15 protein-coding genes are annotated in these 13,837 nt (G+C 43.8%); 12 read left to right on the top strand and 3 right to left on the bottom strand.

Features of this window, described 5'->3' with window-relative positions; all coding sequences use genetic code 11:
- Positions 1–255: 255 nt before the first annotated feature.
- A complete protein-coding gene (locus GVO63_RS08110; protein ID WP_159579013.1) occupies positions 256–678 on the bottom strand; it encodes a universal stress protein in 423 nt (140 codons plus the stop codon).
- A gap of 199 nt (positions 679–877) precedes the next feature.
- Here GVO63_RS08110 and GVO63_RS08105 point away from each other — a divergent pair, with 199 nt between their 5' ends.
- The gene (locus tag GVO63_RS08105) at positions 878–1,351 is read left to right on the top strand and encodes a c-type cytochrome (protein WP_159579011.1); all 474 of its coding nucleotides are present in this window, start codon (positions 878–880) and stop codon (positions 1,349–1,351) included.
- Positions 1,352–1,416: 65 nt separating this feature from the next.
- Here GVO63_RS08105 and GVO63_RS08100 read toward each other — a convergent pair whose 3' ends face one another.
- The gene (locus tag GVO63_RS08100; protein WP_159579009.1) at positions 1,417–3,048 is read right to left on the bottom strand and encodes an FMN-binding glutamate synthase family protein; all 1,632 of its coding nucleotides are present in this window, start codon (positions 3,046–3,048) and stop codon (positions 1,417–1,419) included.
- Between the two features lie 359 nt (positions 3,049–3,407).
- Here GVO63_RS08100 and GVO63_RS08095 point away from each other — a divergent pair, with 359 nt between their 5' ends.
- The 3 genes from GVO63_RS08095 to bfr (GVO63_RS08085) all read left to right on the top strand — a co-directional run bounded on the left by GVO63_RS08095 (position 3,408) and on the right by bfr (GVO63_RS08085) (position 6,056).
- Complete coding sequence (locus tag GVO63_RS08095) at positions 3,408–4,979, top strand: cation:proton antiporter family protein (protein ID WP_159579007.1); 1,572 nt, start codon at positions 3,408–3,410, stop codon at positions 4,977–4,979.
- A 133-nt stretch (positions 4,980–5,112) separates the two neighbouring features.
- Positions 5,113–5,589 carry a bacterioferritin gene (bfr, locus tag GVO63_RS08090; protein ID WP_159492688.1) on the top strand — a complete coding sequence of 159 codons (477 nt, stop codon included), beginning with the start codon at positions 5,113–5,115 and terminating at the stop codon, positions 5,587–5,589.
- Entirely contained in the window at positions 5,589–6,056 is a 468-nt protein-coding gene (gene bfr, locus GVO63_RS08085; protein WP_159492689.1) for a bacterioferritin, read from the top strand. The genes bfr (GVO63_RS08090) and bfr (GVO63_RS08085) overlap by 1 nt, the downstream gene beginning before the upstream one ends.
- Positions 6,057–6,253: 197 nt before the next feature.
- Here the strand turns inward: bfr (GVO63_RS08085) and GVO63_RS08080 are convergent, their stop codons facing one another.
- A complete protein-coding gene (locus GVO63_RS08080) occupies positions 6,254–6,676 on the bottom strand; it encodes a hypothetical protein (protein ID WP_236552091.1) in 423 nt (140 codons plus the stop codon).
- A gap of 285 nt (positions 6,677–6,961) precedes the next feature.
- On the opposite strand from GVO63_RS08080, the gene ccoN reads away from it, so the two are divergent.
- The 8 genes from ccoN to GVO63_RS08040 form a co-directional block, all read left to right on the top strand.
- Positions 6,962–8,395: a cytochrome-c oxidase, cbb3-type subunit I gene (ccoN, locus tag GVO63_RS08075; RefSeq protein ID WP_105931349.1), complete on the top strand. Its 1,434-nt coding sequence runs from the start codon at positions 6,962–6,964 to the stop codon at positions 8,393–8,395.
- Between the two features lie 15 nt (positions 8,396–8,410).
- Positions 8,411–9,016: a cytochrome-c oxidase, cbb3-type subunit II gene (ccoO, locus tag GVO63_RS08070; RefSeq protein WP_071951601.1), complete on the top strand. Its 606-nt coding sequence runs from the start codon at positions 8,411–8,413 to the stop codon at positions 9,014–9,016.
- 1 nt (position 9,017) lies between these two features.
- A complete protein-coding gene (locus GVO63_RS08065) occupies positions 9,018–9,179 on the top strand; it encodes a cbb3-type cytochrome c oxidase subunit 3 (RefSeq protein WP_014949591.1) in 162 nt (53 codons plus the stop codon).
- Positions 9,180–9,195: 16 nt separating this feature from the next.
- Positions 9,196–10,149 (top strand): cytochrome-c oxidase, cbb3-type subunit III, encoded by a 954-nt coding sequence (gene ccoP / locus GVO63_RS08060; protein ID WP_159492691.1) that lies wholly within the window; start codon positions 9,196–9,198, stop codon positions 10,147–10,149.
- Positions 10,150–10,367: 218 nt separating this feature from the next.
- Complete coding sequence (locus GVO63_RS08055; RefSeq protein WP_159492692.1) at positions 10,368–10,847, top strand: FixH family protein; 480 nt, start codon at positions 10,368–10,370, stop codon at positions 10,845–10,847.
- A complete protein-coding gene (locus GVO63_RS08050) occupies positions 10,847–13,261 on the top strand; it encodes a heavy metal translocating P-type ATPase (RefSeq protein WP_159579003.1) in 2,415 nt (804 codons plus the stop codon). Before GVO63_RS08055 ends, GVO63_RS08050 begins: the two co-directional genes overlap by 1 nt.
- A 1-nt stretch (position 13,262) precedes the next feature.
- The gene (ccoS, locus tag GVO63_RS08045) at positions 13,263–13,472 is read left to right on the top strand and encodes a cbb3-type cytochrome oxidase assembly protein CcoS (RefSeq protein WP_159492694.1); all 210 of its coding nucleotides are present in this window, start codon (positions 13,263–13,265) and stop codon (positions 13,470–13,472) included.
- Positions 13,473–13,479: 7 nt separating this feature from the next.
- A partial coding sequence (locus GVO63_RS08040) for a sulfite exporter TauE/SafE family protein (protein ID WP_201281889.1) occupies positions 13,480–13,837 on the top strand: 358 nt, incomplete at its 3' end.

The raw sequence follows: 13,837 nt of genomic DNA, 5'->3' as shown, positions 1-13,837 counted from the left end.
TTTTAAGAGAACGTCTGAGGAGGCTCAATGTTTACTGAGCTGTTTAACGAGTTAGCTCAAACCAAATCGTTAAGCAAATTAACAGACTAACAAATAGCCTCCACCAGACGGACATTCGCGGCACGTGTTATCCGGTGCTCGGGTGATTTATGGAGTTATATCCGTAGACTCTTGGGCTAAAGGTTTTTTTTAATGTCTGTATTGATAAACTCCGCCATCAACTGCATTGAAAAATACCCAATTTTTAATGAAATCTTATACTTTTACCGCTAATACGTCAGTTTTGACGCCATGTAAAACCGCGTTAGCTGTAGAACCCAATAGCAAACGAAGTCCGCTCTGGCCATGGGTTCCCACCACGATAAGATCAGCATTTATTTTTTCAGCCATGTGGTGAATCTCATCGGCTGGCGATCCTATTTTAACATTTACATGGCTGTAAGGTATATCGTGTTTTGACGCTATGTCTTTCAACTGCCTTAGCGCTTGATCCCTGACTTCCTCTGAAAAGTCTCTTTCTAAAAACAATCCATAGGGTTCCATATTTGTTTGAGGATAAGCTACGTAAAGAAGATGAATTTTATGGCTGTTTCCAGCGACAGCGATAGCTTTTTCAACAACTAGCTCATAATCAGAGTAAACATCAATCGGTACTAAAATAGTGTCGTAGTTTTGCATGGAGTTTCTCCCTTATTTTGAGTAGGAAAACACCGCGCTGTAGTTATTCCCGCTCTATAATCAAGGTGTGATAATAGTATGAAAAATTGTGTTATACATTGCGCTAGGTCAATGTTTGAACGATAAGATGCGTCATACTGGTATTATCGAACTGTACATTCACTACGGTTACATTTAGATGTTAACAGGAGAGTTGATAATGAAAACTGCAGTAATACTAATAAGCGTATTTTTACTCTTTGCGTGTGATCAAGGTGCCGATTCACCAAGAGGGTTCAGTCTGCCTGAGGGTAATATGGAACAAGGCTACAATGTGTTCGTAAAGTATCGGTGTCAAGATTGCCATAGAATTGCGGGAGAAAAAGAGCCGGAAAACGCACAATATTTATTGGCAAAACCAATACCACTAGGAGGAAGTAGTGGTCGAATTAAAACGTATGGAGAACTGGTTACCAGTATAATCAACCCCTCACACAAACTCACTCCTCGCCAGCCAGCAAGCTTTACCAGTGAAGACGGCGTGTCTTTGATGCGGGTTGTGAATGATGAACTTACTGTAACCGAATTAATTGATTTAGTTGCTTACTTGCAACCTAAATATAAGGTCACTCCTTACAGAACGAGTGACTACCGACTTTATCAACTTCGAATTCCCGAAAAAACCGTTGAATAGTTTGCTCATCTGAGGCCCCATTTCAGCACATGGGGCCTCACATCAAAGCGTAAAGCTACTCTTCGTTAAGAAACGGCTTTTGTTTCTTTCTCTATTTCAGACAATAAACTACATGGCATAAAGCTTTTGGCATTCGCTTCTTCAAAATGCAGTTTAAAGCGGTCTGGCACCTCATCAGTCAAAAAGCTGCCTGTCTTTACGAGGGGAAAAATTTCGTCATAGCGCGCCACGTGACATTGGTTGACCCGCCTAAAGATGTGAGTCCTGTTAAGCTCGGTCGTACTTATGTGTCCTGTTGAAGAAAGTATGTCCATCAATGCAAGTACTGTTTTGTTGTGAAACCGATAAACCCTCTCGTACTTGTCTTCTACATTTAAACCTTTTGCAAGCCTTGGGTCTTGCGTCGCAACACCCGTCGGACATTTATTCGTGTTGCACGACAGTGACTGTACACAACCAAGTGCCAGCATCATGCCTCTAGCGCTATTGCATATGTCAGCCCCCAGGCTGAGGTTTTTCGCTAACTGGAAAGCAGTAATGATTTTTCCCGATGCAATAATCTTTATTTTGTCTCTGAGCCCAAATCCGGTTAAGCAGTCATCAACAAACGCCAGCGCTTCGCGAAGGGGAAATCCAATCGAATTTGTATACTCTAGCGGAGCCGCCCCCGTTCCTCCTTCTCCACCATCGACGGTAATGAAATCTGGCGTAACTTCCTTTTCTACCATGGCTTTACACATGGCAATAAATTCACTTTTTCTTCCTAGAGCGAGCTTGATTCCAACTGGCTTAAAGCCACTGAGTTCTCTCAATTGTGTTATAAAATCGACCATTTCTAGCGGCGTTGAAAAAGCGTTGTGTCTTGGTGGTGAGTCGACCTGTGTACCTGGCTCAACGCCTCTTATCTTGGCAATCTCAGGCGTGTTTTTATAGGCTGGAAGTATCCCGCCGTGCCCAGGTTTTGCACCTTGACTAAGTTTTATTTCAATCATTTTGACACTGTCAAGGTTGGCTTTTTCTTTAAATAAGTCAGGGTCAAAACCGCCTTCTTTATTTCTGCATCCAAAATAGCCCGTTCCAATTTGCCAAACAATATCGCCGCCGTTCTCAAGGTGATAGGGCGTTAATCCGCCCTCACCTGTATTGTGATAAAAACCGCCTTTAGCTGCTCCCTTGTTCAAGGCAAGTATGGCGTTTTTTGATAGGCTACCGAAACTCATCGCACTGATATTTAATACACTGGCGCGGTAAGGTTTCTTACAGTGTGGACCGCCTACTGTTATTCGAGGGTCTTCGTCCATATCCTCCACCTCGCGCGCAGACAGCGAGTGACCTATCCATTCATACCCATCTTTATAGGTGTCCAGTTGCGTACCAAAAGGTACCGTTTCTCGACTGTTCTTAGCTCGCTGATAAACGATTGAACGAAACATTCTGGATATGGGAGCGCCGCCAGTGTCGGTTTCAATAATGTATTGTTGTATATAGGGCCTCAAGCCTTCGATAGTCCATCGAACGCGTCCGATGAGCGGAAAGTTTTTAAGTATTGCGTGCTTATTTTGAAAAGCATCATATAACCCAAATATTAAAAGGGTTATTGAAAGTAACAGGAACCACCAAACCGGCGCCCACAGTACTCCCACTATTATGTTAAAGACCACAAGTAGCCCGAGTACTGTTAATATTGTTAATCGCATTCAAATTCCTTCTTCAATTCGGCGTGCCTCAACACATAATATGTTTCTGATACTTATCAGTACAGTCTAATGAGTGGAGGAGATTCATTTTTGAGTTAAATCGTTGAAATAAAGAGACAATCCTTTTTTCTAAAAAGGCGGGCAAAAGGTTACGCATAACGTATCGCAGTTTATTTTCTACCTTTTTTTAGCTGCGAAAACAGATCATTACGTGCTAGTCTAACGCTAGCGTTTTAATGAGGCAGCCTTTTGCTTTTCAGCGAGTTTATCAACATAGCAAGGCGTCACTCGGTGCGTTATATACTGTACCCTTATTAGAAAATAACAAATTTTACGTTCACCATATTGAAAGGTAATTCATGGAGTATGCATTTCTTCTTTTCGCATTCGTCTGCGGCTTAACGGTTAAACTCATCGGCATTCCTCCTCTGGTCGGCTACCTTGTCGCAGGCTTTTTACTCAATTTTGCGGGCTATTCATTAACCGAAGACTTGGTCCAAATCGCCAATTTGGGCATTACTATTATGCTTTTTACTATTGGTTTAAAGCTGAATATTAGGGATTTAAGTCGCCGGGAAGTGTGGGCCGGAAGCGTTACCCACACACTTTTATGGATAGGCTTAATTACCTGTTGTGTCTATCTTTTAAGTGCTCTTGCGGCAAGTTTTGTCGATGGTCTAACGTGGCAAAGTGCAGCACTTATTGCTTTTGCACTTAGTTTCAGTAGTACGGTGTGTGTTGTTAAAGTTTTAGAAGAAAGCGGTGAAAGCAAAACTCGTCACGGCCGGCTAGCCATTGGTATTCTGGTTATGCAAGATGTCTTCGCGGTAATTTTTTTGGTCGTCGCCACGGGCAAATTGCCGTCTATATGGGCATTAGCACTATTAGCATTATTTCCAGCCATGCCCATCATTAAGAAAATGCTCAATAAATCCGGTCACGGAGAGTTGCTTCCACTCACCGGATTTATTTTAGCATTGGGTGGATATCACCTATTCGAACTGGTTAATATCAAAGGTGACTTAGGCGCCCTTATCTTCGGCATCATGCTAGCCCAACACGAAAAAGCGTCTGAGCTTGCAAAGTCGCTATTGAGCTTCAAAGACCTATTGTTAATAGGCTTTTTCTTGACGATTGGTCTCACCGCACTTCCTGATTTGAGCATGATAGCGCTTGCTTTTATTTTCTGTTTATTTATCCCGCTCAAAGCCGCACTTTTTTTCGGCCTGTTTACTTCGCTCCGCTTACGGGGGAGAACGGCATACTTAAGCAGTTTGGTGCTGTCAAATTACAGTGAGTTTGGACTTATTGTGGGTGCCCTTGCCGTTTCATTAGGACTGATAGCTAATACATGGTTGGTAGTGATTGCACTTGCTGTATCTATCTCGTTTGTTGTAACGAGTGTGCTCTATCGCAATTCTCACTCTCAATACCACCGCTATAAACAGAGTATAAAGCGTTTTGAAAAGAAAGAGCGGTTAAAAGAAGACGTTTATCCCACGTTAAACAACGCGGAATTTCTAGTTCTAGGGATGGGACGAGTTGGACGAGGCGCCTTCAATGCATTATCGAAATTAAGTGATGTGAACGTATGGGGTATGGACGCGGACAGACTAAAAGTTAAAGAGATGTCTGGCGAAGGATTCAATGTCATTTGTGGTGACGGTGAAGACGTGGACTTATGGGATAATCTAGATTTAAAACACGTTCAGCTCGTTTTACTTGCCTTACCTTCTATCCAAGACTCCATCAATATTACTCGCCAGCTTAAAAATGCGGGCTATGTCGGAAAGGTTGCTGCCATCGCGCGCTATGAAGATGAGGTCTCTCACCTTTTAGAAAACGGTGTCGACAAAGTGTTTAACTTCTTTACCGAAGCCGGACTTGGTTTTGCTGAAGAAAGTTTAGCTTATGCTCAAACACAACGGTAATGCGCTTCTAAATGCGAACAATGAATGAATTGAGAAACATTATCGTTTGTAAACTCCTGTTTTAAAAGGAATTTTTGACTTCCCTATTCATTTAGGCTAAACTCCACACAAATACGTTAAAAGGGTTTTCACAATGAAAGGTGATAAACAAGTCGTTGCAAAATTGAACGAAGTACTGACATGCGAACTTACTTCGATAAATCAATACTTTCTGCACGCTCGTATGTTCAAAAACTGGGGTTTTTCTGAACTAAACGAAAAAAATTACAAGAAGTCGATAAAGGATATGAAACAGGCTGACGACCTGATTGAGCGTATTCTTTTCCTTGAAGGTCTTCCTAATCTTCAGGCGCTAGGCAAGCTTTACATCGGTGAAGATACGGTTGAGATGTTATCGTGTGATGCGCGTTTTCAAAAGGAACAGCTTCCTCTGCTTCGCGACGCCATTGCACTGTGCGAAGAAAAACAAGATTACGTATCTCGCGACTTACTAGAAGACCTTCTTGAATATGAAGAAGAACATCTAGATTGGATTGAAACGCAAGAATACCAAATTGATGCGATGGGTATTGAAAACTATCTGCAAGCGCAAGTAATGGGAGATGACTAATGAAAGGTAACCAAGCAATCATCAATGGCCTAAATGAACTCCTCTCTTATGAGTTAGCCGCCATGGACCAGTATTTCATTCACTCTCAAATGTACCTTGATTGGGGGTTGAATAAGCTTTACGAACGTATTGATCATGAGTTTGACGATGAACGTGGTCACGCTACTAAGTTAATTGAGCGCATGTTGTTTTTGGAAGGTACGCCCGATATGACTAAGCGCACAGGCTTCAAAGTAGGTAAAGATGTGCCTGAGATGCTTGAGAGTGATTTGCGTGTTGAATATGAAGTTGACGCAAAGCTTCGTGAAGTGATCGCACTTTGCGAGACAGAAAAAGATTACGTAACCCGTGACATGCTTATCGTGTTGCTCGATGATACAGAAATGGACCATGCTCACTGGTTAGAGCAGCAACTTGGTCTTATCAAGCGCATCGGTTTACCAAATTATCTACAATCACAAATGTAAACGGTTTAGGCGTACTATTAGCCGGTAAAAAGGGCTGCCATATTGGCAGCCCTTTTTGTATGCGTCTGAGAAGGCGCGACACGCTTCATTAATGGCGCTAATTAGCAGCTAGGGACATCACGCATCAATGCTTATCTGTCTTACCCGCATAATCAATCAATTATACTTAAAGTGACTTCGGCAATGTTTGGCGTTCATTAATTTTGGGTGACAAAATACAAGTAGTTAGGACTTTCTTTATCTTTAATATTTAACCGTAATTGCCATTTCATTAAAGGTTCACTGCAGCTTCCTAACATAAACCAGCCTGACCATTCTCCATTACCGTTATTTTCTAAAAGTACAGGTATCTTACCCATGTACATATTAACACCCTCGATCCATGCACTTTCAATCTCATGATCTTCAGGAATTAAAATCTTCAACGTTACTGACTCTTCTGGCAGTGGTGTGGATGAAAACGTGGCAATCGATAACTTCTCATCAATTAAGAATTCGCAAGCTTCATTGACAAAGTTGCAGCTTTTTCCTATTCCATTTATTACGTTCGCGTCTCTTAACGCTGATGACTGAAATTCATGGGCAAGGTATACACATGCGGCTACAACGATAATAGCCACTAGCGGAAGCTGGGAATGTAAAAATTTTGATCGTTTATTGTTATGGTTTTTTAGCATTTCTTAAATTTTGTGTATTTCTTCATTGACGGAGATCAAGCTTAGGTAGTTTATGGTATCTTTTTGTAATTAAAAACCTTATCATCCGCGTACCAACTGGCTTGGAGACAATAATTATTACTCTTTCCGAGCTCGGTGTGAAGCGTTATTCCTTGCTGATACACGTCTCGACCGTACTATTCCGGCAGTTGGAGACCATAGTTCATTTGAAGTGGAAGATTCATTAAAATGAGTGAAATAAGCCAAGCACAACCTGACTACAATTATAAAGTAGTTAGGCAATTTACCATCATGACCATAGTCTGGGGTATTGTAGGTATGGGCCTAGGGGTATTTATTGCCGCGCAACTATTTGCACCTATGCTTAACTTCGATACACCGTGGCTAACATTCTCACGTTTGCGCCCGTTGCACACTAATGCCGTTATATTTGCCTTCGGCGGCTGTGCGCTATTTGCAACGTCGTACTACATCGTTCAGCGTACCTGCCAGGTAAGACTGTTCAGTGACAAGCTTGCCGCATTTACCTTTTGGGGTTGGCAGGCCGTTATCGTTTTAGCTGTGATCACCCTGCCTATGGGTTTAACCAGCTCAAAGGAATACGCTGAACTAGAATGGCCAATTGATATTCTTTTGGCACTGGTTTGGGTCGCTTATATCATTAACTTCTTCGGAACCCTTGTTATCCGTAAAGTGTCGCACATTTATGTTGCAAACTGGTTCTTGGGCGCGTTCATGTTAACTGTTGCTATTCTTCATATTGGTAACAGCATGGCTATTCCGGTGTCTTTCACTAAATCGTATTCACTGTATGCAGGCGCAGTAGACGCAATGATGCAGTGGTGGTACGGCCACAATGCGGTAGGTTTTTTCCTTACTGCGGGTTTCCTTGGTATGATGTACTACTTCGTACCTAAGCAAGCTGGTCGCCCGGTTTATTCATACAGACTTTCAATTGTTCACTTCTGGGCACTGATTTCTCTGTATATCTGGGCGGGTCCTCACCACCTTCACTACACTGCCCTACCAGACTGGACTCAGTCGCTAGGTATGGTGATGTCTATTATCCTATTCGTTCCATCTTGGGGTGGTATGATTAACGGTATTATGACGCTATCTGGCGCGTGGCATAAACTTCGCACCGACCCAGTATTGCGTTTCCTTATTGTTTCATTGTCTTTCTACGGTATGTCTACCTTCGAAGGCCCAATGATGGCAATCAAAACCGTTAATGCACTGTCTCACTACACTGACTGGACAATTGGTCACGTACACTCTGGTGCTCTAGGTTGGGTTGCAATGGTTTCAATTGGTTCAATTTACCACTTAATTCCAGTGCTATTCGGTCAGCGCGCTATGTATAGCACCAAGCTAGTTAACGTACACTTCTGGTTCGCAACTATCGGTGTGGTTCTATACATCGTAGCAATGTGGATGTCTGGTGTACTACAGGGTCTAATGTGGCGTGCAGTAAATGCTGACGGTACGTTAACCTACAGCTTTGTTGAGTCATTAGAAGCGTCTAAGCCTTTCTATGTGGTTCGTTTCATTGGTGGTTGTTTCGTGGTAGCAGGTATGCTTGTTATGGCATACAACACATGGAAAACCGTTCGTGCACCTAAAGGCAGTATCGCTGCAGATCCAGCGACTCAGCCAGCGTAGTAAAGGAGACGAATTATGAAAAACGCACATGAGTTAATTGAAAAGAACGTCGGTCTGTTAACGGTACTAATTCTTATCGCTATCAGTTTCGGTGCCATGGTTCAAATTACGCCGTTGATGTTTCAACAGCAAGTAATGGAACCGGTAACAGGCTTACGTCCATATACCGCGCTTGAGCTTGAAGGCCGTGATATTTACATCCGTGAAGGTTGTGTAGGTTGTCACAGCCAGATGATCCGTCCATTCCGCGCTGAAACAGAGCGTTATGGTCACTACAGCGTTGCTGGCGAATCAGTATGGGAGCACCCTTTCCTTTGGGGTTCTAAGCGTACTGGTCCTGACCTAGCACGTGTGGGTGGTCGTTACAGCGACGAATGGCACCGAGTTCACCTGCTTAATCCTCGTAACGTAGTACCAGAGTCGAACATGCCAGGTTTCCCTTGGCTTGCGGAAAACACGCTTAATGGCGAGTTAACAGCTGAAAAAATGGAAGTATTCCGTGGCTTCGGCGTTCCGTATACCGACGAAGATATCGCGGGTGCGAAAGCGGCAGTACAGGGTAAAACGGAAATGCAAGCCCTTATTGCTTATCTACAATCTCTTGGCACACATTTGAAATAATATGGACCAGGGAATTGTAGGCAGCATTTTTACTGTCATCGTCTTTGTAAGCTTCATCGGTGTTGTGTGGTGGGCGTTTAGCAGCCGCAACAAGAAAAAATTCGATGAAGCTGCAAACCTAGTGTTTGCAGACGAAGAAAAAGAAAAATCAAAAGAAGATTAGCAGGAGTCTCGAACTCATGAGTATGTTTTGGACAATTTGGATTTCAGTGATAACCCTAGGGTTAATCATTGGTTGCTACTTCCTTCTTCGCTGGTGCTTGTCTAACAAGACTGGCGTAGCTGAAGGTGAGTCAATGGGTCACGAATTTGATGGTATTGAGGAGTTGAACAATCAACTTCCTCGCTGGTGGACAATTATGTTCTATATGACCATCGTTTGGGGCTTTATATACCTAGCGCTTTATCCTGGCCTAGGTGCGTATGAGGGTATTTGGGGTTGGAAGAGCTCTAACCAAAATATTCAATCACTAGAAGAGTCAGCTCAGGCGCGTATTGATGCAAAAGAGCAAGGCTACCTAGTAGAGTATGACCGTGAACTCGATTTTGCTGCTGAGAAGTTCGACCCGATCTTCGAAGCGTATGCACAAGTTCCTGTTGAAGAACTGGCTAAAGACCCAGAAGCAAACAAAGTAGGTCAGCGTTTGTTCCTACAAAATTGCTCTCAGTGTCACGGTTCTGATGCACGTGGTCAAAATGGCGGCTTCCCTAACCTAACGGACAACGACTGGTTGTACGGTGGTTCAGGTGCGAAAATCGTTGAAACTCTTACGCTTGGTCGCAAGGCAGCGATGCCTGCATGGCTTGATGCTATGGGTGAAGACGGTATCGAAGAAGTGGTTAACTACGTACTTAGTTTAAGCGGCCGCGATGTAGACCCACAGCTTGCAGAAGCGGGTAAAGCACGTTTCGCGGCTTGTGCGGCATGTCACGGTATGGACGGTAAAGGTAACCAAATGCTTGGTGCACCTAACCTTACCGACAATATCTGGCTTTACGGCGGCAGCCACAGAGCAGTGACAGAAACGCTTACTTACGGTCGTAACGGTGTGATGCCTTCATTCAAGAAAACCTTGGGTGATGACAAAATCCACGTTGTTGCAGCGTATGTTTACAGCCTTTCAAATGATTAATGATGTAAATCATTAAATTACTTAAAAAGCCTCGTTACTACGGGGCTTTTTTTATGAGAAAATACAGCCATATAGAGGGCGCAGTAGCGAGCAAAAATTTGCGCAATTTTTTCTGATTTAATTGACTCTCTATTTAAAGATATTACCCATGCAGAATGTGTCTTAAGGCAGTATCTATCTGAATGTTGTTAGCGAAGTAACCACGAGTAAAAATTCTAATGAATAGACCCTGGTATAAAGAGTTCTGGCCTTGGTTTTTGATTGCCGTTCCTATTATCACGCTCATCATGGGCGGCGTATTATTAAACCTTGCTATTTCTACGGAAGATAGCCTCGTAGTGGACGACTACTATAAAGAAGGGAAAGCAATCAATGCGCGTTTAGACAAAGAAGCTATAGCCCGGCGCATGAATATCACCACCGATTTAACCATCGAAGATGGCAGCATAGCGCTAGAGTTTCACTCAGGTATTCCCCAAGAAGGTAACGCCGTAAAACTAAGTTTCTACCACGTAACGCTTGAAGAGCGCGATGTCAGCATTTTATTAAGCCGCGATGCTAAGGGTATTTATCGCGGTTATGTCGAAGAAAACCTTGATGGTAAATGGCGCGTATCGCTAACACCTATTGATGATAGCTGGAAAATTCAGAATACCGTCTATCTGCCCCACTCTGGCAAAATGAAATTCAATCCATAATGGCCAAGCAAGACTGTTACCACTGTGGTCTCCCAATTGCGGGTTCCGACGATGGAAAATTTAATACCGTAATATTAGGGCAGCAACGCGACATGTGCTGTCCTGGATGTTTAGCCGTTGCCGAAGCCATCGTAACCAATGGTCTTGAAGACTATTACCAGTTTAGAACTGAACCGGCGCAAAAATCTGACGATGGCATTCTAGAGGCACTCGATAAGCTTAAAGTGTATGACGACCCTGCTCTTCAAGAAGAATTTGTGTTTGATGAGGGGCAAGATAAACAGATTCAATTAACCCTTGAAGGTATCACGTGCGCTGCGTGTGGATGGCTTATCGAAAAGCAGCTATCAAGAGTAGAAGGGATAAAGCAAGTCGCCGTAAACGTTCAAGAACGCCGCGCTTTAGTCACTTGGTCACCGTTCCAAATCAAGCTGAGTCAGATTCTTTCTACACTGAAACGTATTGGTTATGTTGGGTCGCCATTTCACCCCGATGAACACGAAGCCAGTTATAAACGTGAACAAAAGACCTTCCTGAAAAAGTTGGGGCTTGCGGGCATTATGACCATGCAGGTAATGATGCTGATGACGGGGCTGTATTTTGACTGGTTTGGCGCCATTGAGTTAGAGACCCGCCAATATTTTTACTGGGTTGCCCTTACGCTAACTACACCTGTAGTACTGTATTCAGGCAGTACTTTTTATGTGGGCGCCGCCAAAGCGCTAAGTGCAAGAACAGTAAATATGGATGTACCTGTTACCCTCGCCATATTTGGTACCTACATAGCCGGAATACGTTCGACGGTATTAGAACAGGGCGACGTGTACTTTGAATCTATTTGTATGTTCATTTTTCTGCTGTTACTCAGCCGGTTCTTAGAACATCGCAGCCGTCATCGCGCGGCCCAAATTTCTGCCAACATGATGCAGTATGTCCCGGTTTCCGCCACTAAGTTAATGCCAGATGGTAGCCTAACCGAGTGCCTAGCAAAGCAGCTAAAAATTGACGACGTGGTGCTGGTTAAGCCTGGTGAAACGATCCCTATTGATGGACTCGTTATCGAAGGCAGCGCAGCGGTCGACGAATCTATGCTTACCGGTGAATTTAACCCAGTGCGCAAGTCAAACAATAGCACCGTATACGGTGGTACAGTATGTCAAGACGGCAGTCTGACCATTAAAGTGACACAAACACTCAAAAATGCGTTGGTAAATCAAATTGTAAGGCTTCAAGCAAGCGCGATGGCCAGTAAGCCTAAGGCAGCGCAGACCGCAGATAACTTCTCTCGTTATTTCGTTGCCGCGGTATTGCTGATTTCAGCATTAACCTACGGCTTTTGGACATATAACGGTAGCGACAACGGGTTTTGGATCACCATATCGGTATTGGTAGCAACCTGTCCTTGTGCTTTAGGGTTAGCCACTCCATCAGCCCTTACCTGTGCCATGGCCAAATTAAATAGGCAAGGCATTTTACTTAAGCGCGCCGATGCATTAGAGCAAATCACTGACATTGATACCATTGCACTAGACAAAACCGGTACGCTTACACGAGGTAAGTTTACTATATCAAATGCGTGGTATGCTGATGGCGTAGATAGCGACAGTGCCTTATCTATTGCGCACGCGTTGGAGTCACGTTCTGAGCACCCTATCTCCAAGGCGTTTAGCGGTGACAAAGCCGTTGGCAGGAACACTGTTCACAAAGTGGTAAATTTTTCCGTAACGCCAGGTGGTGGCATCAGTGGTGAAATCAATGACACCCTATTTTCAATGGGCTCTGCTGCATTTTGCGTTCACGAGTCAGAGCACAAGTTCATAAAGAAATATCCTTCAGCTAACGTTTTTCTTACCCTTAAAGGGAGAATCATGGCGGCGTTTGAAGTGAAGGACACCTTAAGAGAAGATACCCAAGAAACCTTAGATATTTTAGCAGCAAGCCATACCCTTGCAGTCTTAAGCGGCGATACCCAACAAAATGTTGATGCGCTTACAGCGCACTTACCAATATCAACAGCCAAGGGTGGACTAACGCCCGAGCAAAAGTACGATGCCGTTCTCGCTATGCAGCAGTCAGGTGCAAAAGTTATGATGATGGGTGATGGTATTAACGATGCCCCTGTTCTAGCGAGTGCCGATGTGGCCATTGCGGTTGGTAACGCAACGGACGTTGCAAAAACGGCTGCAGACGTGATATTGCTGGGCGACCAACTCCTTTCAGTACCCCAACTTATTCGAACTGCACATCAAGTAAAGAAGAAAATAAGACAAAATATTGGCTGGTCTGTTGGTTACAACGTGCTTATTTTGCCTTTCGCCGTTTCTGGGCTACTCTCACCGTGGATGGCTGTTGTGGGTATGTCGTTAAGCAGTATTATTGTCGTCACAAACTCAACGCGACTTTTGAGCAAATAGCATGAGCATTATTTACGTATTAATTCCAATTGCCATCATCATCGTTGCTGTTGCTATCGTGATCTTTTTCTGGGCGGTTAAAACCAATCAATTTGAGGACTTAGACCGTCAGGGCTACAGCATTCTTTTTGACGACGACCTTCCTCCAGAAGAGAAAAAGCTAGCTGAACAGCGTAAGCAACTTCAAGACAATAAAGTAGATAAAAGCTAAGCGCGACATGGAAGGGATTAATTACTTCTCTGCTTTTCTTATCGGCCTAGCGGGCGGTGTTCATTGTGTGGGCATGTGCGGCGGCATCGTTGCAGCGTTAAGAATGGTATCCCCAAAAGGTGCTTCAGCAATACCCTACACGCTTGCCTACAACATGGGACGCATAGCAAGCTATACCCTGGCGGGCGCCTTAACTGGAGCACTTGGAAAAATTGCAGCTGACTACATTCCTCTAGCCAGCTATGCCCTTTCTTTACTTAGCGGAATCATGTTGCTTCTGCTCGCTTGTTATTTGGGTAAATGGTGGACAGGCCTAACGGTATTAGAAAATGTGGGCAAAGGCTTGTTTTCCAAACTACAGCCTT

It is taken from the genome of Alteromonas sp. KUL106 (assembly GCF_009811415.1).
GTDB lineage: Bacteria > Pseudomonadota > Gammaproteobacteria > Enterobacterales > Alteromonadaceae > Alteromonas.
The sequence above is the reverse complement of the archived record's forward strand: the minus strand, read 5'-3'. Positions and strand labels throughout refer to the sequence as shown.